We start from the raw sequence: 25,039 nt of genomic DNA, 5'->3' as shown, positions 1-25,039 counted from the left end.
TTTTATGGATGTTCTTCAAGGGAAGCAACGGTCGTTTCCCACAGTTGCCATTGTACTGGTAATACTTGCTCTTTGCATTATTCCCGGCCAGCTATACGTGGCCAAACAATTTCCTGCCATTGCCGGGCGTGTTCAAATCAATCCCAGTCTTGTATTTCTGGATATCCCTGTGCGGCTGCCGCTTGACATAGACATGATCGTGGCGCCAGCGCTCTTTTTTCTTATTTATCCCATCGTGATCCTGTTTTCTCCGTCGAGGCGGCATCTGCTGCAACGGGTAAGAGCGGCTTTTACCGGATTGTTTGTTTTATTGTGTTGTGTGTTAACCGGCGGATGGATCTATTACCTGGTGAAAGACCATCTCACCACACAGGTAATAACGGGCATTAACTCATTTGGGATAAATGCAGATATCCATCTTCCATACCCCGGTTATGAGACCATCAATTTACGGGGAAGCCTGATCGTATTTGTATGCTTTATGATCGGACTGTTTATCTTTCTTCGAAAAATAAGAAAAGCACCTGTGGAGGGACTTACCCGCGAACAACGGATGACGCCTTATGAACGAATGTTGCAGGAACGACGACTGCAAGGGAGACAACAGACAAAAAGTACTGTAATAGAAAGGCAGCCACCAGTGATCATCCAGGCAGATCGCAACAGACAATCGGGCTTATGTTATTGTCAACCAGTTCTTCGGCTTGCACCCGAAGCGCTGTACTATATGCCGGTATAAAAATTGATGCGTTTAGGGAAACTAATATTATGGCAACAACAGGGATCAGGCAGCTTGAGGTGTCAAGCCCAGCCTTTAAAGCAGATGGTGAGCTTCCTGCCAAATATACCTGCGACGGAGAAGGCATAAATCCGCCATTGAAGATCAATAATATACCAGAAGGCACCCAAACGCTTGCCCTTATAGTGGAAGATCCTGATGCGCCCGGCGGCACGTACGATCACTGGATCGTGTGGAATATAAGACCCAACACTACGATCAATGAACATTCAAACCCCGGTATTTCGGGTAATAACTCAGCAGGCAAATCCGGCTATCATCCGGCTTGCCCGCCCAATGGCTCCCATCGTTATTATTTCCATGTATATGCCCTGGACCGGGAACTGGGCCTCATGCATGGGGAATCAAAAGAAAATTTAGTACAGGCCATGAAATCACATATCCTCGCCGAAGGCACCATTATGGGCAGGTACGAGCGCGAGGATAGATAAAACGAAAGCCGATCAATCTTCTATACCGGGAATATAAATTTTGCCTGTTTGTTCGTCCATATATCCCCGCTGACCGTTGGGCATTTCCACAAACAGGGCCTCTACATTAAAATCTATTCCAAGCACATGCTTAAATACGGGCTTCATGAGCTCAACACAGTTCATTTTCAAAAGGCCCTCTTTGTTGTTTAACGTGGTTTTTAAAAACCAGTGATCCTCAAGATCCAGGAACTCGATATTATCATATTGAAAGGAGACAAGTATTTGGCCTTTAAGGCCAATAAGACCGGTTTTGCCCTCCTTTACCGCTTTAATGATAGCAGGCTGTTTGTAGTCCTTGCTGTCGTAAAGAATTTTTTCTAAGGCCGTGTAACCTTGCAGGCTTGCTGATTGAAATACCTCTACGTTACCGGCTTTGTGGATCTCCAGATTCACTTTCCAGTTATTATTACCCAGGTTGTGAATATACAGATCTAACTTTCCTTCCATGTTAGGCTTTTCTCGTTTTGCCTCTACGACTCCCATTCCTCCGGAGTAAGATTCCTCTGCATTGGGATTTTCTACTTGTATGGCTTTACCGTTGCGATCAAAGCAGGCGGTCTTCCCATTTTCAATCCCTATAAAAATTCTCTTGTCATTGTGCCAGGCCCCTTTTAACTGGTCGTATTTGGCGGGAATTAACCAGGCATTGGTCTTTGTATCGATCAACCCGAATTTACCACCGGTTTTTACAAGGGCGCTGTGGCCGTTGTCCGTTTCTGCGAATTCAACCTGCTCAAAAGTGTTTTTGTTCCATTGTTTGTCGGTAAGGGTACTATACAAGATCTTCTTTCCGCCTTTATCTACAACAAACAGTTTTTCTTTACAGTAGCAATAATTCTCTATAGAGTCAAAAGCGCTGGAAGAAATCACCTTGCCCGTGTTAAGATTGAGCAGGATATATTTCCCTTTAACCATTCCGTAACCAAAAGGGCTTGATAGTGTCTCGATCTTATCGTAGGAAAAGGGGGTGAGTTCTTTATAATCGCGGGTGATGGTGCCATATTTTTTATTTTTCATGGCAATGGCAAAGGGATAACTGCCAACAAAAAAAGCAGGGATATCGAATTGGGGTGGCATAAGTACTTCCCGGTTAGCATTGGTTATGCCCCAAAGATGACCGTCGGAATACGGATAAAAAGTGAGCGGGGGTTGATAAGTATGGGATTGGCCAATACTTTGAAGCGAAAACAGCAGCAGGCACAGATAACCGAAGTTTTTCATAATAAGGATTTGCAGCTGCAAAGATATAAATCTGCCTCATAAATAAAAGTCCCGGGTATTTATTGAACTACTGGCACAAATCGGCTCCTATGGATTGTTGAGTAAAATTTCTATCTTGGCTGCTGCAAACTGGTAGAAATCCTATGAGAAAATTTATTGTTGGAGATATCCATGGTTGTTATGATGAATTGATGGAGTTAATAGAAAAAGTTGGGTTAACGGCTGAGGATATGCTTATTTCCCTGGGCGATATTGTTGACCGGGGAAATAAATCAAAGGAAGTGTATGAATTCTTTTTGAACCGGCCCAATAGCGTGGTTTTAATGGGCAATCATGAAAGAAAACACCAGAACAATGTCTTAAGTTATGCCCAGGAAATAGTAAAAGTGCAGTTTGGCAGCGAGTATGAGGGATTTTTGAAGTGGTTAGATGGACTTGACTATTTTTATGAAACCGAGGAGGCAATTATAATTCACGCCTTTTTTGAACACGACACGGAACTTGCAAAACAAAAACAGGAAGTGTTGTGTGGCGCTACTGCAGGAGACAGATACCTGGAAAAGAAATATCCCGAGGGCAGTTCCTGGACAGCATTTTACAAGGGTACAAAGCCAATCATTTACGGACATCAGGTAGTAGGGGAAAAGCCTGCAATATTCAATAACACCTATGGGATTGATACCGGTGCCTGTCATGGTGATTATTTAACAGCCATTGAATTGCCAGGTTTTATCATCCACCAGGTAAAGGCGAAAGCTGATTACTGGAAAGAACAACAAAGGACCTGGCAAATCCCCGTTTTAAAGGCTAAGAACTGGCAGGAAATGACTTTTGCCGATATAGATAAACAGCTTGAAAAACTGGCTTATATTGAGGATGCTGAAATAGTAAATTATTTGAATGACATCAGGAATTGGAAAAACGAGTTGGTGAATTCCTATGTGCCTATCAAAGCCCAAATTGAAAACTTTACCAATGAGCTGTTTGCAACACACCAGGGAAATTTTAGTGTGGAAGCAAACAAACACCTGTTCAAAACTTTTCTCTTCAAAAGCAGAGCAAACAATCTCACCCTGGAGGATTTGCAAAAAAGTTTGAATACGCCTAATAAAGTAACGGCATTAAAGGGAGCATTAAACAACGCAAAACACCAATAATAAAACTGCGTCCCGGTATACCGGGACGCAGTTACCATGTAAAGCGGTTATTTATACTTATTTTATCAATATTCGTTTATTGATCAACCGCACGCCTGATTCAAACCTTACCAGATACAATCCTTTAGGCAGTGTTTGCAGGTACAGCGGAATGCGTCCCTGACCTTTGGTGATATAAACCAGGTGGCCAGCCAGATCGAAGACCCTGACTATGCCGGTTTCACTGCCCCCTGAAATAATAGCGGTGGCGTTGCCATTGCTAACCGGGTTGGGCAACACCTGCAGGTTACCCTCAGTGGCTATGCGCATATTTTGCACATTCAAGTTGCTCAGGAGGGTAGCGGCTGTGTTTTCGATCACCAGGGTACCAAAAGCCGAGGTGTTCTGGTAATTGTTGATGGTGCCCATCCATACCGCCTGGGCATCCCGGTCCCCGCCATTGTCGTCATCGTCATTTGCAATATCGAAACCAATTTGCTTACCGGCTGCCGGCGTAATACCCAATTGCGACCAGGGAATACTGAGCTCGATCGCATAGCCACCACTAACGGCTGCCCACGCATGTTGCACCCCACTAACACTCAGTTTAGTAAACAGCGAGCTATTGTTCCAGGCTTTTATAAACTGATTGTCTAAACCATCATAGTTAGTGAGCTTATTGTTGTTGGCATCTATAAATATTTCAATAGCGTCATTGTTCCAGGGATCGGGCGAATCGTTGTTAAGTGTATTGTCCAGCACCCTGGCTGCGATGTACAGGTTATTATTATCCCATAACACCCCAAAGGTCACGTTGTTATTGGCCGTGCCGATCACGTTTTTGGTGGCATTGTTATTTAGTTGCCAGGCCGCCTCTGATAGTACCCCATCGATGGTGATAGTGCCCGCGGCTGGGTAACCATGTACCACATTCGCCGAAGAAAGCACCCCTACAGCTACATTGTCAGTAGCCGTTAAAACGCCATCGCTTACTGTTAACTGAAATACATACGTATTACCGGTTGTCAGTCCTGAGAGGGCCGGGTTGGCCGTATTGGCATTGGAAATGGTAACAGTTGGGCCGCTAACCTGTGTCCAGCTATAAGTTACCGCATTGCCTTCAGGGTCGGTGCCTGTTCCATGCAGGGTGAAACTGGTTGTGCCCGCACTTAACGTGGTGTCGGCGCCTGCATTGGCAACGGGTGGCTGATTCACATTTCCGTTACAACTGGTCATGTATACGGTGCCAAATACCGAGGGATTTTGGAAAGCGGTGGTATTAGTGGAAAAGGTGGTTGTTTGCGCATCGCGGGAGCCGCCATTATCATCATCGTCAATCTGTATATCGAGGCCTAGGGCTTTGCCTATGGCCGGTGTGGCGCCAATGGTGGTCCAGGGAATGGCAATTTCAGTGGTATAACCAGTACCGGTTGCATACATCCTGAAATTGATCCCCGTTGTATTGGCTACTGAATTGCCACCGGTATGTACGGTATTGTCGTTCCATCTAAAGCCAAACTGAAAATCATTCAATCCATCGTAACTGCTGCCCTTGCTGTTATTGCCATCGATGAATATTTCCACTACATCGTCTTCCCACCAGCTGGGACCTGAATCATTAAGCCGGGTGGCGTCGTTTATTTCAACCAGCAGGTACAGATTATTGTTATCATATAAAGCCCGCCATTTTCCACTATAATCTGCCGGCCGGCTACCCAATACTATCTGGTTGATGTTGGTAGCCGGTGCCGATGCCCAGGCTGCTTCTATATTTTGATCTATCACGGGGGGCGTTCCATTTACCAGTCCAATAACCGGGGCGGTACAGGGCGGGTTGTCGTTATCAGCAATAGTAATAACGGCCACCGTATCAGGGCCCAGCTTATAACCGGTACCAGGTAACAAAGTTATTCTGACCGTTTCAGCACCTTCAAATTGCGAATCATCAACCGGACTAATGGTAATGGTTTGTGAAAGCTGCGTGGGCGTAAGGGTAACCGTTCCGCTCAGGGCCGGACTGGCAGTATAATCTCCCGATGTGGCAGTGCCACTAACTGCATAGTGTATGGTGGCTGCCTGGGTAATGCCGGCCGTGCTGATGGTAAAGGAACCCGTATTGCCGCCTTCCCCGGCTGTTTCGTCTGTAGCTTTTATATTTACGGCCGGACTGACGGTTATGTTTTTGGTTGCAGTCTTATTACCGTCGGCCGTTGTTACGGTAATAATGGCCGAGCCGGTGCCCACTGCGGTGATCTTACCCGATGCATCAACTGTAACAACGGAAGGGTTGCTGCTGCTCCAGCTTACTGTTTTATTGTTGGCATCGGCTGGTACAATCACCGGTGTCAATTGGACCGACTGGTTCAGTGCCAGGGTGGTATCTCCGGCCGGACTAATACTTACACTGGTAACCGGCACATTTACATTTTGAAAAACAAGTTGAAAAGAAGGGTTTCTGTTTATGTAGGTGCCTGATTCCGCATCGGTGACCGAGAGGTTGTTAAACGTCATACCCTGCGAATTGGCATCGCAATAAATGCCAAAACCGCCATACACGTCAGCGGGGATGTCCCGGGTTACGGGGTCTTTACCCGTTCCATTGATGGTGGTGTTGGTGAATACTATATGATGCAGGTTGCTGCCACTGATACGAATGGCGTCGCGTTGTGAATTAAGGACAGTGGTATTACCAAACTGCATGTTAAAGATACCCGAGCCCGCAAAAAACTCTATAGCGCCCCGCATCTGATTCCACAGATCGTAACTGGTACCGCAGTTTTCGATGGTGTTCTCATAAAAATGAGTAACATCACCGGGATATTCAAAACCAAAACCAGCGAAGTCATTGGTAAATCGAATGCCAGAACCCGCCACGCCATCTTTTATGTAATTATGATGCACCTGGTGACCGGTACCACCAAAAATGGCAATGCTACCGGCCCGCCAGTTATTTTCGATGGTATTATTGCTGAACGTATTGTTGCGTTCCTGTACGGAGCCCTGTACATCGCTGGCCGGCCACATGGCCAGCGCATCATCACCATTATTGCGCAGGCTGCATTGGGTTACCGTAGAGCTGGAGGTGCCAATACAGAAGTTAACGCCATCTGCGTAATTGTTTCTGATCCGGCAGTTGGAAATGGTCAGGTTGCGGGTAACATCAACAGGGTAGGGGGCATCATAGCCACCGATCCAGAAACCGCATTCAAAATGTTCTACCCAAATATCATGGATACTCGAACCATTGCCATAAGTGCCCATAAAACCCTTGTAAATTTTGTATTTCTGTCCGTCACGCGGATTGGGTTCATCATACTTTAACCGGTCATTATTGGCGGTGCCCAGGGTGAAATTGGAAATTTCCACGCCGCTGCTGCGACCCATTATACCACCATAAAACTGTTTATCGGTGGAGAAATATACCTGGGTATACCAGACGCCTGCACCGGTTATTTTCATATTGGTCACAGTCAATAGTAATTTGTCGCTTAATAAAAAGCGACCGGCTGGGATGTATACATTTTTTGCCTGTGTTTTGGCGGCTGCAATACAGGCATTAAAGGCCGCGTAATCATCATTGGCATCGTTGGCCACCGCGCCATAATCTGTTACACTCAAATAATTGGCAGGCAGGCCAATGGCAGCAGGCACGGGTTCCAGTTCAATAAAATCAACTCCATACGTAAGGCCATCGCCATTTGTTTTTTGAATTTTAATGGTGTCACCGGCATTGATCGTGTTGGTAACAGTAAAATGCACTTCATCAAACCGCATAAATGTTTTGGTACGGGGTGTTTGGTACGGATCGCCTTCACCACCCACATCAAAGTACTGATAAGCCCAATAAGAGCTAAGATCAATGGTCTTTACCAGCGTGTTGTTTACATACAGGTTTAGGGACCCGGTCTGGCCGGTGCCGGAACTGTTATCGGGCATGGTAAAACGAAGATTTACCCCCCGGGCGGCGGCACTGGTTTTCCATTGTACATACGAACCGTTGGCCGGCAGGCTTACATATTTTTGATTGGAAGCCTCCGACGCAATGTCTGTTTGAATGAACTGTGGAGATGATTGTAAGGAAGCGCTGCCGCCTAAGCTGCCGTTTTCAGCCTCATAACGGGTATAGGGCATGTTGTTGGCGCCCCTTGGCAGCCCATCGCTTTGCGCCAACAGGGAAAACGGCGCCAGACAGGCCAACAGTAAAGCAATGTGAGATACAATTTTTTTCATAAATGGATCTGGTTTATGGCCTGTCTCGACTAACCGCATAGGATAGCCAGCACCAGGCCGGTGTTTTTAAATATGGCAATGTTCATTGGATCAGGGAGCTATACTTTTAGCAACCTTTCTTGTGAAGAAGGGGTTGAAATAAATTGTGCAGGGGGGTATACGGGGTATGCGCAAAATGCAAATTGCGAAACACGATCATCGTCGGACATGTAAACTAATCAAGTGATCTGCCAGGGCCAAAAAGTATAAGGAAAATCTAGCTAAATGGGGAAAAATACACTTCTTTTAAAAGGGTAGCTTTGTGTAAACCAACCAATTAATAGTACAGTTAAATTTTTTAGAATATAACAGCGGTATAGACTGAAACCGGCGGCTTACTCTTTCTTTATGCGATCAATTGCCTCCTCAATATCTTCCATAAATACTTCGTCGGGCATTTCGCAGTAGATGTCCGAAAGATGGTGATTGGCGGTCAACAACGCTTCGGCTTTTTCCAGGATTGTTATCGCCTCCTTTTCGCGGTGTAGTAAATGAAAGATCAAACCCTGGTAGTAATAGATCTCGGCGAAATTGTCGTACTTCTTTATTTGCAGGTCAAGATCAAGCAAGGCGCCTGTATAATCTTTTATTCTCATCCTGGTAACACAGCGGTGCAGGTAATCTGAAAAGCCGATCCATTTATCGCCCTGTTGTTTCAGCACACTGTCAATACCCAGCGAAAAATAATGAAAGGCCTGTTGATAGTTGCCCTGCTCCCGTTCGCAAATGGCCATAACGATGTATAAATTAAAATAGCCATCGCCACTGTTGGCTGGATGGAACCCTGACAGCGTATCGAATTGCCGCAGGTCTGTTAAGGCGCCTTCATAATCCCTGAGAAATTTCCACCGGCACCATCCTCTGATGCCTAAATTGGGAAAGGGTTTCAATGCCACCGCTTTGTCAAGGTATTTTCGCCAGGTAAAGAAATCGCCCCGCTTTAAATATGGGACACTGATCGCACGCCAGGCTTCGGCATAATCCGGACATGTTCTAATGGCACTGTCATAGTATTGCTGCGATAGGCGGGTACCCTGGTGGAATGAGTCTGCTGCATTGTATATCAGACAGGCTTTAATATGGCAGCTATCGGTAAATACCCGGCAGTTTGTTTGTGACCGGCACCATTGTATAACGGTCAGCCATAGCAACAACAAGCTGAGCTTTTTCAGGGTAAAATGCATTCAATGGCTCCTTTTGTTAGTTTGAAAGTTATATATTGATAGCTGTCGTATATCTTATTTTTATATACAGCAGGTTGCCAGCCCCGCAGCTCTTTTGTTAACTTCAGCAACTGGCTGCTAATGCCTGTATCGAATTGGTAAGGCTGATAATCGGCATTCAGTTCGTATAGTCTGAACCGGTCTGTTTGGCCCTTACAATTAATAATAAAACGGATAGTGAGATAGCCGGTTTCGCGGGCGGTTTGTATAGTGGGGTGGTAATGGCTTTTAAAATAATGTTCAATTTCCCTTTTATGTTGCTTGTAATAAGAGTCGGTATTATAATACTGAAAAACTGTACGGGGGTTGCAAAGGCTAAAAGTAGAATCGTCGAGTGTGGCGTTGAACGCAATATCTCCGGTATTCAAAGGGAAGCTGTCAACTCCTTTGTAATTGAATGTTCCCTGGGCAAAGCCGCCTAATGTAACCGTTAACAGGAGTATGGTTAAAAAGGGTTTCATATCCCTATAATACGTGCTTTTTGGGCAAATTGCAATTTTTGCAATTATAATTTTACGCTGTCTGCGATTTGGATTTGCTCCCATTCTGTTTTAGTTTTGATAAAAGCCCCTTTTGCCATAACGATCATATGAAAAAATTGCTGCTGCTATCCGCCTGCCTGTTCATATTCTGTAACCAGTATGCTCAAACGGAACCACTCGCCCGTTCCCTGAAACAATTGAACGAGGTGTTGGCACAGCAACGGGAATTAGATCAAAAAAAACTGGGCGAGATCGAGTCCTTCAAAAAATTGCTGGCCGCTACCAATAATAACAACCTGCCGGCATTATTTAAAGCGTACGAAAACCTGTACAATGCTTATCGGGTATTTCAGTACGATTCTGCCTACAATTACGCCAAAAAAATGCTGGCCGTGGCGCTTCGTCTCAATGAGCCGGCCCTGATCAATTATGCCCGCATCAAAATGGGTTTTTCCATGTTGTCGTCGGGCATGTATAAAGAAACGCTTGATTCCCTGTCAGCCATCCAGATCAGTGCGGTGCCCGACAGCTGCCGGGCGGAATATTACGCCCTCATGGGCAGATATTATTACGACCTGGGCGATTATGATAAAGACCAGTACCATACACCGCGGTATACTGAAAAAGGCGCCCTGTACATCGATTCGGCGCTGGCGCTTTGGGCCAACCATTCGCATGACTATATTTATTATGAAGGACTGAAACAGTTAAAATCGGGTAACCGCGTTGATGCCAAACGGAATTTTGATCAGTTATTGGCCCGTCCCGGTCTTACCCCGCACCAGATAGCCATCACGGCTTCTACGCTCAGTGATCTATATATTCAAAATGGTGATAATGATCAGGCCATTCTTTTGCTTATAAGGGCCATGATCGCAGATGTACAATCCAGCACCAAAGAAACATCCGCCGCATTTATCTTATCTACCTTATTATATAAGAAAGCCGATATCAGGAATGCTTCCGTATGTATTAACCAGGCATTTTCCGATGCGGTGTTCTTTGGGGCCCGCCAGCGTAAAGTACAGGTGGGTGATGTGCTGCCGCTCATAGAAGCACAGAAATATGCCATAATAGAACAACAAAGAACAAAACTGCTTTGGTATGCGGGATTGGTTACCTTTTTACTCTTGCTGGTAGTAGCCCTTATAATCATTGTATTCAAACAGCTGAAAAAACTAAAGCGTGCGCAGAAAGCCATTTTGGAAGCACATCATAATATGCAGGAGGCAAACCGGCGGTTGTCGGAGACCAATGAAAAGCTAAACGACGCCAATAAGATAAAAGAAGAGTATATAGGCTATTTCTTTAATGTTAACTCCGAGTTTTTCGACAAGATAGAACGGTTCAAGAAATCCATAGACCAGAAACTAACTGACCGCAAGTTCGATGAGATCCGTTTCCTGGTAAATAACATCAACCTGAAAAGAGAAAAAGAAGAGTTGCTGAAACATTTCGACCGGGCCTTTCTGAAACTGTTTCCCAATTTTGTGGCCGAGTTCAATGAACTGTTCCGGGAAGAAGACCGGATAGAACTGGAGGATAATGAATTGCTCAATACCGATCTGCGCATCTTTGCCCTCGCCCGCATGGGTATTCATGAAAATGAAAAAATTGCGCATATTCTGCAATATTCCGTCAATACGATCAATACTTACAAGACTCGCATCAGGAACAAGTCGGTAGTGCCGAATGAGGAGTTTGAGAAGAAGATCATGCGGATTAAGACTATTGATTAAGTCCTGAGGCAGCAGACGGTCTCGGCTCAGCCGAGAGCAGACGGCAGACGCCCCGTCGCGGCAGTCACCCTAATAACCTAATAACCCACGAACCTAATAACCTGGACTTTAAACCGAAAGCTCTGAACCTGAACCCCTGAAATTTGTAATCTGCTACGCGAATTATCAATGCAAATTCCCCTTACTTGTGGATATATTCCAGTAAAATTAATATGTTCATAACCCGCTGCCTGTAAATTACTTACAATATTGGTTAGCCGCTTTTAGGGCAATATTTCCTATACTTTAGCTATATATTTTGCCAACGCCCGCCGCTTATCTTTTTTTTGACTTCGCTTGCAAGAACATCATTTCATCTCAATCCAAAAATTAACAGTTTATGCAAAGAAAGCGATTGCTTCATCACCTGTGGTGCGGCTTTGTATTGCTACTGGTTTTTCAAATCAGTTATGCCCAGCCCAGGTCTGTTACCGGCACCGTAACAGATGAAAAAGGCGCCCCCTTACCAGGCGCCACCGTTATAGCCAAAGGGGCCAAAAACAATGCGACCACCAATGCCTCAGGAAAATTTGAACTGGCAATGCCCGAAGGGGTGAACGTCCTGCTTGTTTCTTACATTGGTTATGAAACAAAAGAAGTGAGCCTTGCAAAAGGCAGTAACCAGTTGGAGATAGTACTGAAAACACTCGAATCGAATCTTGAATCAATTGTAGTGGTGGGGTATGGAACCCAAAAACGGACCGATGTAACCGGTGCCGTTGGTTCGGTAAAAGGAGAGACCATCAAGAACATGCCGGTTACCAATGTTACCGATGCAATACAGGGCAGGGTAGCAGGCGTAGAGGTCATCAAATCATCAGGCAGTCCCGATGCCGGTTCCACCATCATCATCCGCGGGCTTTCTTCCTTACACCAGCCCACGCCATTGTATATTGTTGACGGCGTTCGTACCAATGGCGACAACCTCAACGTGCAGGATATTGCCACCATTGATATCTTAAAAGACGCCAGCGCCGCCGCCATTTATGGTTCTGCTGCTGCAGGCGGGGTGATCGTGGTCACTACCAAAAAGGGCGCTTCTGCCAAACCTGCTATTAACATCAATGCACGGGGCGGGGTTACCAAACCAAAGCTTATTTCACTGCTCAATAAGGAACAATACATCCGTTTGCAGAACATCATTCACCCCACCTTTTTTGCCGGCGCCAACCATACCGATACGCTGGCCGATACCGACTGGACGGATGCCCTGTACCGCGATGCTTCGGAAACGAACTATAATTTATCCATCGCCGGTTCTTCACCGGTGGTGAACTACCTGTTCTCGGGCTTTTACAATAAACAAAAAGGCATTTATATAAAGAACTATTCCAATATCGGCGGGGCCAGGATCAATACGGAATATAAACTGACGCCTTTTTTAAAGATCGGTGAACAGCTGGCTTTATCACAACGGAAAACGGCGCCACCAGTGGGGAGCGAAGCGCAGTTGCACAATGCACCGTTCAGAACATTGCCCATCATCCCTGTTAAGAATGCCAATGGCAGCTGGGGTGTGGTGCCGCCCGGTTATGGCGGATTACAATTCGGTGGGCCCAACCCGGTAGGTGCCGCTGAATCGGCCGATGCCATCAATTTTAAAAATAACCTGCAGGCAAATATTTATGCAGAAGTAAAACTGCCGCTGCACCTTACTTTCAGGACCAACGTAAGTTATGCTTATTACGATGAGTCGCAGGACTTTTATCAGTCGACCTTCAATTTTGGTCCCGTGGTAAACAATGTGAATTCACTTACCCGTACTGCTATCAAGAGCAGTCAGCTGTTGACAAACTATGTGCTTACGTACGATCAGGCATTTGGCGGACACAACATCAATGCCATCGCCGGATTTGAACAGATCACCAACAAATACCGCAACATCAACGCCTTTCAGAGTTATGTAGGAAGACCCGGTTATTCCTTTGTACAAACATCGCAGTCCTCCGCTACGGTATCGGGTAAGGATGATAACCAGGGTTTGATAAAATCATTTTTTGGCCGGGTCAATTATAATTACAAAGGCCGTTATTATGTAACGGGTTCTGTACGGCAGGATGCCAACTTCACGGTATTCGGGCCCAATAAACAACGCGGGGTATTCAGTGCTTTCTCGGCCGGCTGGAATCTCAGCGAAGAAAATTTCTTTGTGCCGTTGCGGTCTGCACTGAACCGCTTAAAGCTCCGCGGTAGTTATGGTACGCTGGGTAACAGCAATATTCCTCCTTATACTTATGTGGCAACGTATAGTCCCTTTGCCGGGCCCAATGGATTGGGTTCTTTATCCGGCGTGAACTTTGCACCCGGTGGCCCGTTGGATATCGGTGTTACGGTGAATGCCATTCCCAACCCCAATCTGCATTGGGAAACGGTGTATGAGACCAACCTGGGTATAGATGGGGAAGCCATGAACGGCAAAGCTTATTTCACGGTTGAATACTATACCCGCGATACAAAAGATATGTTATATGCGTTGCCCGTTGCGTTGAGTTCAGGTTATACCGCTCCTTATTTTACCAATATCGGTAAAGTGAATAGTAAAGGGGTTGATGTGCTGTTGGGATATCGGGGCAAAGTTTCTGACTTTGGCTTCGACGTTAGTGTGAACGGCGGGTTCAATAAAAATAAAGTGATCGATCTGAGCGGCATTGCCAATGACAAACTGTTCGATGGGTATAACTATTATTCTACAGGCGATGCTGGTTTCAGCGTTATGTCGAACCAGAGCATTACCATTACAAAGGCCGGTTTACCATTTGGTTCCTATTATGGGTACAAAGTGGTAGGGATGTTTAAATCCGATGCCGAAGCGGCTGCGGCTACGGCGCAACCCGGTGCAAAAGCGGGCGACCTGATCTTTGCACATGATGATAAAAATGGAAAAACACTCTCGCCAGATGACCGCCAGGTAATAGGTAACCCCAATCCGAAATTTGTATACGGCGCTGCCATCCGGCTTAATTACAAAGGTTTCGATGCCTCGTTATTATTCAATGGCGTAGCCGGCGTTGATATTTTCAATGGCGTGAAAGCCTATGAAATGTATCCATTCTCCGATGGCAATACTACCAGCAAAGTGTTTGGCGCGTCTTTCCTCGGCGATAACCAGTTAACTGGTCAGCCCCGTTTAGGTATAAAGAACAACGACGGTACATTTACCCTCGATCCTAATAAGAACTACACTTCAGTGAACAGCTACTTTGTAGAAAAGGGCGATTACCTGAAATTAAAGAACCTGCAGGTTGGCTATACATTCAATGCGCCGCTGTTGCAAAAGGCAGGAATAAAGACTGCCCGCATTTTTGTAATGGCCAATAACCTGTTTGTGATCACCAAATATTCAGGGCTCGATCCTGAATTAGGAAGTGCGTTCTCGGCGGCTGCTATGTCGGGTTTTGTAGGCAATGCCGTAGGCGTTACCACCCGCGGGTTGGATGCCGTATCGCAATACCCGCAGGTGAAGTTGTATTCAGCGGGTATTGATATTAACTTTTAGAGGCGAAGTGCGAGATCCAGGATCTGAAGTAGGAAGTAAGAAGTAGGAAGTAAGAAATAGGAAGTAAGAAATAGGAAGTAAGAAATAGGAAGTAAGAAATAGGAAGTAAGAAGTAGGAAGTAAGAAATAGGAAATAAGAAGTAGAAGTTCGCGAAATTTCGTACCTCATACCTCATACCTCGTACCTCATACTTCAAACATTCGTGAAACTCATCGTTAAAAAATATTATCATGTTCAATAAAATAAATCTCATCGTAATCAGCCTGGTCCTACTGGCGGCCGGATGTAAAAAAGATCCCGGGCTGGTTGCACCAACCGACGCCTATTCAACCACGAACTTTCCCGCCACGCTGAATGATCTGAACAGTGTGCTGGCGCCTTGTTATAGCAATTTGCGCGATGCGAATCTGTTTGGCTTTCACTTGTGGCCAAAGGCATTGTCGAACGCTACGCATACGGCTAATAGTGTATATGATGGCGACCCTTCCTGGAATGAAATGGCCGCCACCAATCTAAGCGTTACCAACCAATACGTGCAGGAGGCCTGGACGAGTTTTTATACCGGTATCAAAAATTGCAATGTGGCCTTACAGGGCGTGGATTTTTATATGTCGCATACCGGGAAACCACAGGACCAGCCTACCGCAGACCTGGTAAAAGGACAGGCCTATTTTTTACGGGCTTATTATTATTTTAACCTCGAATGTTTGTTTGGCGAAAGCTATATAACTGCAGCAGGTGGTGCCGATAAAAAAGGCGTACCTATTTTCAGCGACCTGCCTACCGGTTTGGAAGGAACACAAAAAACACGCAACACGGTAAAAGAAGTGTGGGACCTGATCGTAAGTGATCTAAAAACTTCAGCCCAGTTACTAAAAGGAAAAACCTGGTCGGGCAATGATAAAGGCAGGATCAACGAATGGGCTGCCAAAGCATTACTGGGCAAAGCGTATGTGTTTACCCAGAACTGGAACGATGCAAAGACGGTATTGAAAGAGGTGATCGATAACAGCGGCAGGTCTTTAATGCCCTATGCAAAATACCGCGATGCCTTTATCGGTATCGAGGCCAATGAGTTCAATGAAGAATCGATCTTTGAATTGAATATTGACCAGGATTCAAAAGGCAACTATGGGGTATATGGCAATACGCCCAATGCTACTTCCATCAATGGGTTGGTCTGGTGTCCCTGGGCCCTGGGTATGGATGGCACCGAAGGCGCTTCCAATCCGCTGGGTTATGGCAATGAGATCTTCCACGACAAAAACGTGTCGCGTTTCGGTTTTGACCTGGGTTCGTATAAATTAATTGACAATCCTGCTTACGACGCCGGTAACCCTAAAAGTTATACCAACCCCCAAAAGATAATGGACCCTGTCTATAAACAAAAGTCGTTACAGACAAGGGCCAATCAGACCTGTGATCCGCGGTTGTTTGTAAATGCCCTGCAACCCTGGCTCGATTCGGTAAAGTATGATGGCGCGCATTGGTTCCCGGTGTCTATGCCTGCATTCTGGTCCGGACAGGCAAACCGGTATGGCTGGAGCTTTAGAAAGTATGCACCCATCTTCAATAATATCAACAACACGGGCCCTGCCGATGCCTGGAACTATTATCTGATCAGACTGGCAGACGTGTATTTGTTGTACGCCGAAGCCGCAAAAGCAACGAGTGATAATGCTACCGCACTTGAATACCTGAACAAAACAAAACGCCGGGCTTATGGTTATCCCGTAAATGCGAGCTCACCGGTTGATTATACCAGTTTAACCGGCGCTACTGTTGCTATTGATGATCCGGTATTGGGCAATAACCCGCTGTACTATGAACGCTTTGCCGAGTTGTTCAACGAAGGTGGGTGGTGGTTTGATGTTTGCCGTTGGCGCCTCGGGGCTTCCGAAGCCAAGTATTATGAATCGGCGATGAACGTTACGGGCAAACTTGAATGGAAAGATAAGACCTATAGCTGGCCCATTCCGCTGGCAGAGCTCAATTCAAATCCGAAAATGGTTGGACAGCAGAATGCGGGATATTAGTTCCTCCAAGACCTGTAAGGTCCATCATTGGGTCTTGCACTATCAGCCTGGTGTATTGGACCTGACAGGTCTTGATACTAAAAAGAACCTGACCTGTCAGGACCGCTTGAACACACTATTTGTTCAGCACCCAATGATGCACCTTACAGGTCTTTTAACATTCTTAAACTGACACTAAACCAATGATGAAATTTGTTATTGTACTTGCATGCCTGTTATTTCCCATTGTGTCCAATGCCACGCCTCCATTAGAAATAAGCAGGGAAAAAGTGAAACTGCAGTTTTTTATAGATGAGCAGGGGAAGCCGATGTATGCTGTTCTATTCAATGGCAGGGAAGTGGTGAAACCCTCCGCATTGGGATTCCTGCTCGATACAGATTCGCTTTTCTACAAAAGCTTTTCCCTTATTAATGTTGACCGCAAGGCAGTTGATGAAACCTGGAAACCGGTTTGGGGGGAAAGCAGCTCCATTCGAAATACTTACGAACAACTCACGGTCCATTTGAAACATGGTTCAGGCAAATTGCTTGATATTGTGTTTCGCGTTTTTGCCGATGGTGTAGGGTTCCGTTATGAATTTCCCAAGCAGTCCGGTCTTGTTTATTTTGTGGTAAAAGAAGAATACACCCAGTTTCAACTGGCCGGTAACCATAAAACATTCTGGATCCCCGGCGATTTCGATACCAATGAATATGCCTATACCACTTCCTTGCTCAGTGAAGTAAATAATTCACCGGTGGTACAGGCGGCCACGGATATAGCAGTACGTACCGTTACCGATTCGCTGGCGGTACAAACACCGCTGATGATGAAAACAGCCGATGGACTGTACATCAACATCCACGAAGCAGCCTTGTTAAATTATCCGGCCATGCAGTTGCATGTAGATAAAAAAGGGTTTATTCTCTCCTCTCACCTGGTGCCGGATGCTTATAACAACAAAGCCTATCTGCATGCTCCGGCGCATACGCCATGGCGTACTATACTGGTAAGCGATAAAGCAACAGACATCCTGGCCTCCAAAACGATCCTTAACTTAAATGACCCACCTGCTGAGCAGCAGGTAGCATGGATAAAACCTATGAAATTCGTAGGCGTGTGGTGGGAAATGCAAACCGGCAAAAGCACCTGGAACTACTCTGATTATGCCGACAGCACCAATGCCAACGGGCAATTAATTCCCAATGGCCGTCACGGCGCCAATACCGCCAATGTAAAACGGTATATTGATTTCGCTGCAAAGAATAACATCGGCGGCGTGCTGGTAGAAGGCTGGGACAGGGGCTGGGAAGACTGGTTTGGCAACTGGAAAGAGAACGTGTTTGATTTTGTTACGCCTTATCCTGATTTCGATGTAAAGGAAATAACGGCGTACGCCCGGTCAAAAGGCGTAACTATGATCATGCACCACGAGACCTCAGGTTCGGCTACCAATTATGAACGCCAGCTCGATACGGCTTTCCGGTTCATGCAACAATATGGTTACCCGGCTGTAAAAACCGGTTATGTAGGCCGCATTGTTCCGCGCGGTGAACACCACGATGGACAATGGATGGTAAACCATTACGAGCGGGTATTGCAACAGGGCATGCGGTACCATGTTATGGTTGATGCGCATGAACCGCCAAGACCTACAGGACTGCAACGCACCTATCCCAATTTCATGGCGTGTGAAGCAGCCCGGGGCAACGAATACCATGCATTTAGTAATGGCAATCCCCCCGATCATGAGACCGTATTACCATTTACCCGGTTGATGGGCGGACCAATGGATTACACCCCCGGCATTTTTAAACTAAAGGGCTATGCGCCCGGAATGCCAGACCGGTCAGTGCATTCTACCCTGACCAAACAACTGGCATTGTATGTTACCTTATACAGTCCGGTTGAAATGGTGGCCGACCTTCCTGAGCATTATGAAGCCAAACCCGATGCATTCCAGTTTATAAAAGACGTGCCCGTTGATTGGGATGAAACAAAAATACTCGAAGCAGAGCCTGGCGATTATGTAACCATTGCCCGCAAGGGAAAAGGCACCAACAACTGGTTCATAGGTGCCATCACCGATGAAAATGCACGGACGACAACACTCTTGTTGAACTTCCTGGAGAAAGGAAAGAAATACAAAGCGATCCTGTACGAAGATGGAAAAGACGCCAACTGGAAAACAAATCCGGAAGCCTATTCCATCAGAACAATAACGGTTGATAGCAATACCAAACTCAAATTGACTTTGGCAGCTGGTGGCGGTACCGCCATTAGTATTATGCAAAATGAATAGTGCTAGTAAATTAGCATTATCTATGGGTAGCCTATAGCCTTGTAAGTCGAAAGATTTGCAGGGCTTTTTTATTAGCGTTTTTCTGAAATAACCGGGCTTAAAAAAGCCTCATTCCGTTTTACCGATAAGAGGCTTTTGAAATTTATCGTTTATCGCAAAAGCATAATAAGAGTTACAGGAAATAGTTAACTTTAGTTGCTTAAATGATTGGCAGACTCAATGGCGTTGAGTTTAATATACACAAAGTATGCGGGGCGATTTGGTTCCCGATTTCCTGTCCTGAGTCATGTGTTTACACAAATTATTTTTTGGCTGGTCGCTTATTTATTTCTTGCGCTGATCACTCACTTTATATTATTGACAGCAGGCCCCTTGTTGAATGCAAATATCAATCTAAAGGCCAATGTCACTATAGCCCTGTTCTTTGGTTTTTGTAATGGCTTTACTTCCGGTTTTACAGACCAGATCTTTGAACGGCGGTTCTTTTATAAACGGGCCCTCGGAATTGTCATTATCTTAAAAGCCATTATTTCCTTTGTTATTTTTGTCATTCTTATAAGTATCGTACGGTATGCGGTGTATCCCTACGTACAGGCCCGTTATTTTAATAAGGTAGTTACTGATCCCGAAAAATCCTGGGAGCATTTCTTTCAATTGCTGTTGATCTATAACATAGTGGCCGGACTGCTGATCAATTTTGTCAATCAGATCAATAACAAATATGGGCCCGGGGTGCTGGTGCCTATATTGTTTGGAAAATACAAGAACCCAAAAGAAGAAGACCGCATCTTTCTTTTTATGGACCTTAAGTCATCGACCCTGATAGCTGAAACGTTGGGGCACTTAAAATACAGTGCCTTTATCCGCGATAGTATGCTGGACATTAATGAGGTAGTACCCCGGTTTAATGCACAGATCTATCAATATGTAGGGGATGAGGTGGTGGTTACCTGGACGGTTGAAAAGGGAAAATTGCCACTTTACTGTATTCAGTTCTTTTTTGCCTGCGAAGCAAAATTTGCAAGCAGGGCTGAATATTACCTGAAAGAATATGGACGGTCACCTCAATTCAAGGCCGGGCTTCACATGGGAAAAGTGACGGCCGTGGAAGTAGGCGAAATAAAAAGAGACATAGCCTATCATGGCGATACCCTGAACACTACCGCCCGCATCCAAAGCATCTGCAATGAGAACAATAAATATTTTCTGACCTCCAGGTATGTGCTGGAACACAGTGCCGTTGAAAGGTATTACGATACCCGGTCATTGGGTATGATGGTATTAAAAGGTAAAAAACAGGCTATTGAAGTAATCTGTATTGAGGGTGAAAAATCAGGGTGAACAATGGGGAATAGGCAATCGTGAATCGGCAAACGGCAAACGGCAGACGGCAAACGGCAGACGTGAAAGTCCTAAATGCGACCTCGCGCTTATATTCAACCTCGTCAAATTTTAGCAGGCCTCCCGGCCCTCTCGACACGTCGGGAGGGAGAATATAAGCTCGTGCTATTATTCAATCTGTTAACTGGTCAACTGATTTACTGATCAACTCATAAACTTATATCCTTCGACATACAAACGCTGTTCTCAACATTTTCATATTGCCCAAAGTTTTTGATCAGGTGGTAGCCTGCCTTTTCGTACAACCGGATCGCTTCGGGTTGCTTCTTGCCGGTTTCCAAAATAGTAGCCGGGTAATGCAGTTCCGCAGCCCATAATTCCAGTTCCCTCAAAATATACAAACCAATGCCTTTTCCTCTGTATGCAGGTTTAACATACATGCGTTTTATTTCCACCGTATGTTCATCATATTCTTTAAAGGCGCCACACCCGATCGGCTGTTCGTCGAGGTAGCAAACCACTACATGTTGAATGTTTACGATCTTGTTATATTGAGCATAAAAAGCGTGTTCCGAACCATCACGTATGGCCAGGTCCGCATCCAGCAATTTTACCAGGTCCTGAAAATCTATACTATTGGAATCGGTCCTTTGAAATGTAGTCATGACACAAATTTATTAAGCCATGCCCAATTTCAATCTTTTCTTCCAGAAAATATAAGAGAGGATACCGGTTACAAACCAGATCAGCATTCCCAGGATCCTGGGGTCAAAGCTGGGGGATACCGCAAGGCCGGAATAGGTGGCGCCTACCAGGTCGAAGAATAAACCGGCATAGGCCCATTCTTTTATCGTTTTCAATCCGGGAATTAAAATAGCAATGGAACCCAACAGCTTGGCATAACCAGTAAATGGAATAAAGTAGATGGGGAAGCCAAGACCATCATGTATGAGTGTAATGGCGTCTTTGTTTACTATGATGCTGGCATAGGAAGCGAAGATCATAAGAATTACAAACAGGATGGTGAACACCCAGTAGAGCGTGTTGATGGTTTTAGGTTTCATCGTTAGTTGGTTTTAACGAATATAAACAACTTATCTCAAGCGCATGCTATTTCGCAGGATCAAATATAGCCACCCCAACCCGGCTATCGGCACAACCATAATACAGGAACCATTTGTTTTTATGAAAGACAAGCCCTTCCACAAATACGGTGCCTGCAGGGTATTGCCCGCTTTTTTCAAACGGCTCGGTTGGTATGAAGAAGGGTTTATCAAGCCGGCCAATCACTTTGGTTGGATCGTGTAGATCGAACAGTACCTGTCCGGCGGCGTAGGTATTGGCTGTATAAGCGGTGTCCCTTTCTGCACCGGGTTTGTTTTTTCCATTGTATAAAACCAGGATGCCTTTCTCTGTTATAATGGCGGGCGGGCCGCATTCAGTAAGGTCGCTGTCGAAATAATTGGGCCGCGTGCGAACCACGGCCTTTAGCTCGTTTTGTTCATTCAGCATCGGCTCCCAGTTCATCAGGTCATCGCTGGTGGCAATGTTCATAAAGCGCTCACCCCAGTACATCATGTATTTGCCATTCACTTTGGCAATCACCTGTCGTCCATTAACCAGTTTGGTCACTATAGAGGCCGACTTGCTGGCCATGTCTTTAAACCGGCCGTTGTATGCTTTGTAAAAGGCGGGACCGTGTTTGGTCCAGGTGGTTAAGTTGTTAGAGGTTGCTACGGCCAGCCGCGGCACTTTCTTATTCCATTGCGTATACAGCATTACATAGGTTCCGTTTTCCGTTACAGCGATCCGCGGGTCTTCGCAGCCGCCTGGCCATTCAAATTCTTTTTGGTTGTCGTTGGTTGGAAACAATACCGGGGCCGGCCACCGTTTCATGGTGAGACCATTGCTGCTTTCCGCAATCCCCAGCCGGGAGGTACGTTTACCGATCCCTATGCCCGATCTGTCTTCAGCCCGATAGATCACATAGATCTTGTTGTCTTTTATAGTGGCTGCGGGGTTAAATACATCATTAGCTTCCCAGGCTATGGGTGTCTGGCTCATGGGATCGGGGAAAACGCTTTGGGGTTTGGGCGATAACACGGGATTCACATTGGCCGGTCGAACAAACGGTCCCAATGCCCATTTGGGCAGTTGTGTCTGTGCAAAGGTGTTAATGAGACCAATCAGTAATAAGCCGGCGGCAAGCATGCGTTTCATAAAACAAGTTTGGTTGTTGATTTGGTACGTCAATTATACGTCAGCTCAATTTAGGTATTATAGCTGGCTCATTATTATTAAGTTCGCTAAAAAATAGTATGGGCAGTCCCGTATCGCGGCGGAATTTTATTATCACTACTGCAACCGGAGGTATAGGATTGGTAGTAGGAAATGTGAATAGGGTGGCGGCTGCTGCTGCCAGTCCGTTTTTAGCCGGCGATGATCTGTATGCGCTCAGCAACTCCCTTACTACTACCTGGGCTGCCACCCTGCTTGGTTTGCAGATAAACGATAAAGCGCAGGGGGCGGACTATGGCGGCATTCGCTGTCCCGGCACCCACCACATTTACGGTCGCATTGGCGATACTATCTATCCCTTTATGCAGATGGCCCGTCGTACGGGTGATAGTCGTTACCTGGATGCGGCCACGGGGCTGTTTCGCTGGATGGAGACCAATGTAAGCCAGCCCGACGGGTCCTGGTTAAACGAAATAACCGACAAATGGAAAGGCACCACTGCTTTTACTGTGATCGCACTTAGTGAGGCCATCCGCTATCATGGTGAGCTGATGGACCCTGCTTTTAAAAGCGCTTTAAACGAAAGACTGGTCAAAGCAGGGGAGTACATCCTCACCAACTTTAATATTGACTACGGCAACATTAATTATCCCATCTCAGGCGCGTATGCGTTGTCGCTGTTGGGCACTATACAGGATAATCCGACATTCAGGGCGAAAGGAAAAATGCTGGCGCAACAGGCCATGAAGTTCTTTACCCGCAACGATCATTTTGTATTTGGCGAAGGCACCCCGTATTATGTAGCCAGTAAAAAGGGTTGCTTCTCTGTTGATCTGGGATACAATATAGAAGAGTCATTGCCCAATCTGGCATTATATGGTTTGTTGAATAAAGACGAAGAAGTGCTGGGCATGGTCACGGCATCTTTACAAACGCATATGGAGTTTATGTTGCCCGATGGCGGGTGGGACAATAGCTGGGGCACCCGCAATTATAAATGGACGTACTGGGGAAGCCGTACTTCAGATGGCTGTCAGCCGGCCTATGCATTGCTGGCTGATCGCGATCCCCGCTTTTACCGCGTTGCTTTGAAGAACACGCAGTTATTACAACAGTGCACGGTAAATGGATTGCTCATGGGCGGACCGCATTATAACACGCATCAGGTGCCGGTGAGTGTGCACCATACTTTTTGTCATATAAAAGCATTGGCAACTATTCTTGATCATGAAAAGCCGGCGGTTAACCCAGCTGGAAGATCAATACCCCGCGAAACGGCTTACGGACTGCGTTTTTTTGAAGACATTCAAACCTGGTTGATCGCCACCGGTAAATTCAGGGCAACGGTAACCGGGTACGACCGGGAATACAAGGCCATGCACAACGGGCATGCAACCGGCGGGGCGCTCAGTTTGCTCTGGCACGAACAAACCGGGCCATTGCTGGTAGCCAGTATGAACAGCTACCAGTTGGTAGAAGCAGGCAATATGCAGGTTGATAAAGATCCGCATAGCCTGGCGTTGACGCCGCGGATTGAATTGATCAATAACGGTGTTACCTACATGAATATTTCCTGTCTGGATGCCACGGTCACCACCAGTAAAACCGGTTCTGCTATAATTATCCAGGCCAGCTCCCGCCTGGTAGATCAGGACCAGAACGATCCATCACAGGGACCTGTATATTGCCATACCACTTATACATTCACCCCCGAAAAAATAACGCTTGCCTGGCGCTGTGATAAAGTACCGGCTGCTTATGAGCAGGCTATCCGAATTGTAGTGCCGGTGATTGCCGCTTCCACAGAAAAAATAAAAAAGCAGCGCGATAACCAGCTGGTTATTCAAAAAAACAACATCCTGGTTACGCTCCACGCCGATCAACCGCTGATACACCTGCCCACTACCGGTGATCGCATTTTCAATTTTGTGCCCGGGTTAGAAGCAATTCCGCTGGCTATTGCCAATCAAAAGGGCGCCATTGAGATAACCGTACATCCTTAATTGCTAAGAATGGCGCCCTGCCTCAGCGGGGTGCCGGGAGGGCCATTAAGATCACATGTGCACCTAATTGCTAATACTGCGCGCATTTGGGGTAAAACTGCACGGATTTGGGCCAAATGTGCACACTTACAAACTCCCACTTTTACGAATAGGTTTGAATATTAATTTAGCGGCCGAAACCATTTAACCCTACGTTATCCATGAAAGCCGTAGTCATTCGTCCGTTATTAACCTTGCACGCCGTTACCTGTAACCAGGAAT

General features: G+C 45.9%; 16 protein-coding genes. 9 read left to right on the top strand and 7 right to left on the bottom strand.

What is annotated here, in order from left to right; translation table 11 throughout:
- Positions 1–4: 4 nt before the first annotated feature.
- Positions 5–739 carry a hypothetical protein gene (locus tag J7I42_RS17990; protein WP_209140230.1) on the top strand — a complete coding sequence of 245 codons (735 nt, stop codon included), beginning with the start codon at positions 5–7 and terminating at the stop codon, positions 737–739.
- A gap of 29 nt (positions 740–768) precedes the next feature.
- Positions 769–1,230 (top strand): YbhB/YbcL family Raf kinase inhibitor-like protein, encoded by a 462-nt coding sequence (locus J7I42_RS17985; RefSeq protein WP_209140229.1) that lies wholly within the window; start codon positions 769–771, stop codon positions 1,228–1,230.
- A gap of 12 nt (positions 1,231–1,242) precedes the next feature.
- Here the strand turns inward: J7I42_RS17985 and J7I42_RS17980 are convergent, their stop codons facing one another.
- Complete coding sequence (locus J7I42_RS17980) at positions 1,243–2,493, bottom strand: WG repeat-containing protein (RefSeq protein ID WP_209140228.1); 1,251 nt, start codon at positions 2,491–2,493, stop codon at positions 1,243–1,245.
- A gap of 143 nt (positions 2,494–2,636) precedes the next feature.
- Here J7I42_RS17980 and J7I42_RS17975 point away from each other — a divergent pair, with 143 nt between their 5' ends.
- Positions 2,637–3,650 carry a metallophosphoesterase gene (locus J7I42_RS17975; protein WP_209140227.1) on the top strand — a complete coding sequence of 338 codons (1,014 nt, stop codon included), beginning with the start codon at positions 2,637–2,639 and terminating at the stop codon, positions 3,648–3,650.
- Between the two features lie 57 nt (positions 3,651–3,707).
- Here the strand turns inward: J7I42_RS17975 and J7I42_RS17970 are convergent, their stop codons facing one another.
- From J7I42_RS17970 to J7I42_RS17960, 3 genes are all read right to left on the bottom strand, one after another.
- Entirely contained in the window at positions 3,708–7,859 is a 4,152-nt protein-coding gene (locus J7I42_RS17970; RefSeq protein ID WP_209140226.1) for a sugar-binding protein, read from the bottom strand.
- 374 nt (positions 7,860–8,233) lie between these two features.
- A complete protein-coding gene (locus J7I42_RS17965) occupies positions 8,234–9,082 on the bottom strand; it encodes a tetratricopeptide repeat protein (protein ID WP_209140225.1) in 849 nt (282 codons plus the stop codon).
- A complete protein-coding gene (locus J7I42_RS17960; protein WP_209140224.1) occupies positions 9,067–9,582 on the bottom strand; it encodes a hypothetical protein in 516 nt (171 codons plus the stop codon). The genes J7I42_RS17965 and J7I42_RS17960 overlap by 16 nt, the downstream gene beginning before the upstream one ends.
- Positions 9,583–9,710: 128 nt before the next feature.
- On the opposite strand from J7I42_RS17960, the gene J7I42_RS17955 reads away from it, so the two are divergent.
- The 5 genes from J7I42_RS17955 (at position 9,711) to J7I42_RS35625 (ending at position 20,537) form a co-directional block, all read left to right on the top strand.
- A complete protein-coding gene (locus J7I42_RS17955) occupies positions 9,711–11,342 on the top strand; it encodes a DUF6377 domain-containing protein (protein ID WP_209140223.1) in 1,632 nt (543 codons plus the stop codon).
- A 379-nt stretch (positions 11,343–11,721) separates the two neighbouring features.
- Positions 11,722–14,877 carry a SusC/RagA family TonB-linked outer membrane protein gene (locus tag J7I42_RS17950; protein ID WP_209140222.1) on the top strand — a complete coding sequence of 1,052 codons (3,156 nt, stop codon included), beginning with the start codon at positions 11,722–11,724 and terminating at the stop codon, positions 14,875–14,877.
- Between the two features lie 231 nt (positions 14,878–15,108).
- Entirely contained in the window at positions 15,109–16,914 is a 1,806-nt protein-coding gene (locus tag J7I42_RS17945) for a RagB/SusD family nutrient uptake outer membrane protein (RefSeq protein WP_209140221.1), read from the top strand.
- A 182-nt stretch (positions 16,915–17,096) separates the two neighbouring features.
- Complete coding sequence (locus tag J7I42_RS17940; RefSeq protein ID WP_209140220.1) at positions 17,097–19,196, top strand: glycoside hydrolase family 97 protein; 2,100 nt, start codon at positions 17,097–17,099, stop codon at positions 19,194–19,196.
- A 288-nt stretch (positions 19,197–19,484) separates the two neighbouring features.
- The gene (locus J7I42_RS35625; RefSeq protein WP_209140219.1) at positions 19,485–20,537 is read left to right on the top strand and encodes an adenylate/guanylate cyclase domain-containing protein; all 1,053 of its coding nucleotides are present in this window, start codon (positions 19,485–19,487) and stop codon (positions 20,535–20,537) included.
- Between the two features lie 209 nt (positions 20,538–20,746).
- Here J7I42_RS35625 and J7I42_RS17930 read toward each other — a convergent pair whose 3' ends face one another.
- From J7I42_RS17930 to J7I42_RS17920, 3 genes are read right to left on the bottom strand one after another with little or no spacing between them, the layout of a single operon-like run.
- On the bottom strand, positions 20,747–21,202 hold the full coding sequence (locus J7I42_RS17930; protein WP_209140218.1) for a GNAT family N-acetyltransferase: 456 nt from the start codon (positions 21,200–21,202) through the stop codon (positions 20,747–20,749).
- Between the two features lie 12 nt (positions 21,203–21,214).
- Positions 21,215–21,601, bottom strand: a complete 387-nt coding sequence (locus J7I42_RS17925) for a DoxX family protein (protein ID WP_209140217.1) — start codon at positions 21,599–21,601, stop codon at positions 21,215–21,217.
- 46 nt (positions 21,602–21,647) lie between these two features.
- Complete coding sequence (locus J7I42_RS17920; RefSeq protein ID WP_209140216.1) at positions 21,648–22,757, bottom strand: glycoside hydrolase family 130 protein; 1,110 nt, start codon at positions 22,755–22,757, stop codon at positions 21,648–21,650.
- Between the two features lie 98 nt (positions 22,758–22,855).
- Here J7I42_RS17920 and J7I42_RS17915 point away from each other — a divergent pair, with 98 nt between their 5' ends.
- Positions 22,856–24,778 carry a hypothetical protein gene (locus J7I42_RS17915; protein WP_209140215.1) on the top strand — a complete coding sequence of 641 codons (1,923 nt, stop codon included), beginning with the start codon at positions 22,856–22,858 and terminating at the stop codon, positions 24,776–24,778.
- Positions 24,779–25,039 lie beyond the last annotated feature (261 nt).

This window comes from Niastella soli, from assembly GCF_017742245.1.
In the GTDB taxonomy this organism is placed as follows: domain Bacteria; phylum Bacteroidota; class Bacteroidia; order Chitinophagales; family Chitinophagaceae; genus Niastella; species Niastella soli.
The sequence above is the reverse complement of the archived record's forward strand: the minus strand, read 5'-3'. Positions and strand labels throughout refer to the sequence as shown.